We start from the raw sequence: 1849 nt of genomic DNA on the forward strand, positions 1-1849 counted from the left end.
ACACCGCCGGACAACCATTAACGGCAGAGCCCCGACCACGACGGTCGGGGCTCTCCCCATTTAAACCACCACACCCGTCACACCCTAACGACATCGCCGCGTGCCAACGCGAAGGGCAGGCGATCGAAGATGATGTGGATCTCGGCGATCTGATCGTTGTGGATGCTATAGAGCTCCGCGCCCGGTGCGGTGGAAACCACCCGATTGGCCGTGTCATACATGAGTAGTGCTTCGTCGCTGCTGCCGTAAGCCGCAAGGAGCCTGGATTCCGTAAGCGATGCAGCAAAGGGTTGCATGAACGCCCGGACAGCGTCCCTGCCGTGGATGGTGCCTGCAGGTGCATGGCAGCTGACGTCCTCAGCTAAGTGCTTTGCTGCAGAGTCCAGGTCGCCTGCCGTCCATGCGCGATGGTATTCGACCGCAATCTCAACGGCTCTGGCGTGGTTTTCAGACATGGTCTGGTTCCTTTCTTGGAGGGCTACACCTGTGTAGACACCACCGCACGGCAGATCGGAACGCGCTGGCAGGTACGTGCCAAGATTGATCCGTGACGTCAGCGGAGTTGGAGGCGGCCCGTGCCGGCGATGAGCAGGCTTTCGCTTTGCTCGTTGCGCCCTTTCGACGGGAACTCCATCTGCACTGTTATCGGATCGTAGGGTCTGTTGACGACGCGGACGATGTACTCCAGGAGGTCTTGCTCGCTGCGTGGAACGGCCTGCCGGGATTTGCAGGGCGATCGTCCCTGCGGACATGGCTCTATCGGATCGCCACGAGTCGTTCACTCAATATGGTGAGGGACCAACGCCGCCGCCCGCGGGTTCTCCCCGCCCCTCCCTTCGAGCCACCGGCTCCGACGGATCGATTCGATCAACCGCACTTGCAGCCTTACCCCGACGGATTGATCAACGAGCTCGATCCTGCTGTGCAGTTGATCGCCCGCGAGAGCATTGAGCTCGCGTTTGTCGTCGCACTTCAGCGAATGCCGCCACGTCAGGCCGCCGTCTTGATGCTCTGTGATGTGCTGGACTTCCCCATCGGCGAAGCTGCCGTGATGCTCGGGACAAGTCCGACGGCGGCCAAAGGTCTTCTCCAGCGCGCCCGGTCGGCCCGGCTCGCTCCACACCCCATGACGAGGGGAACAGACCACCAACATCTCGCTCGAAAGTTTGCGGACGCCTTCTCCCGCGACGATGTCGATGCAGTCCTTGAGTTGCTCACTGATCAATGCTGGCTCGCTATGCCGCCAGCCAGCGAGCGTTACGTGGGTCGGGACGCCGTTGGGAGTTTCCTTCGAGCCAGTGCTGTTGGCCGACCTGGTGGGAACTACGTGCTGGCCCCTGCTGCTGCGGGTGGCAGGCCTGCGTTCGTCTGCTATTTGGAGGGCCGGGCCAGAGGACTACTGGTCATTGAGCCGACCCAGGACGGAAGCAGGATCACTTCGATCATGCGCTTCCTCGACGATGGCCTGCATCGGCAGTTCGGGATGCCTGACTCGCTTGCGTGAGCGGGCAACACCCCCGGCTTGGTGGTGCGACTGAACGCATGCTCGACGGCGGTTTGGTGTGGGTTTTGGGGGTGTGTTGGGTGGGGTGTGGGGGTGGATTTGCGTTGGGGTGGTGGGGCGTGTATTGTTTTCTGAGTCGCCGGGTGCGAAACGGAAAGCCGGAAGGTGTGTACGGTTCGGTAGGCGGCCAAAAATAACTCTTCTTTTCCAATGGCCTTGTTGGTTGCGCTGCTTTGTGTGGTGTGCCGTGGGTGATGTTTTGGGGGGTCTGTTGTTTGAGAACTCAATAGTGTGCCAAGTTTGTTGATACCGATTGTTTTTTGATTGGTTGAAATTTATGCCAGT

Annotated in this window: 2 protein-coding genes; one reads left to right on the top strand and one right to left on the bottom strand. The window is 60.2% G+C overall.

Going from position 1 to position 1849, the window contains the following annotated elements:
* Nucleotides 1-77 precede the first annotated feature (77 nt).
* Nucleotides 78-455: a nuclear transport factor 2 family protein gene (locus tag N7568_RS22460; protein WP_261611970.1), complete on the bottom strand. Its 378-nt coding sequence runs from the start codon at nt 453-455 to the stop codon at nt 78-80.
* A gap of 92 nt (nt 456-547) precedes the next feature.
* Here N7568_RS22460 and N7568_RS22465 point away from each other — a divergent pair, with 92 nt between their 5' ends.
* Nucleotides 548-1504 carry an RNA polymerase subunit sigma-70 gene (locus tag N7568_RS22465; RefSeq protein ID WP_261611971.1) on the top strand — a complete coding sequence of 319 codons (957 nt, stop codon included), beginning with the start codon at nt 548-550 and terminating at the stop codon, nt 1502-1504.
* The last annotated feature ends 345 nt before the right edge of the window (nt 1505-1849 follow it).

This window comes from Paenarthrobacter aurescens (assembly GCF_025421775.1).
GTDB lineage: Bacteria > Actinomycetota > Actinomycetes > Actinomycetales > Micrococcaceae > Arthrobacter > Arthrobacter aurescens_B.

Coding starts and splice junctions, on each gene's coding strand:
- N7568_RS22460 (WP_261611970.1), bottom strand. CDS start 455: ATGTCTGAAAACCACGCCAGAGCCGTTGAGATTGCGGTCGAATACCAT.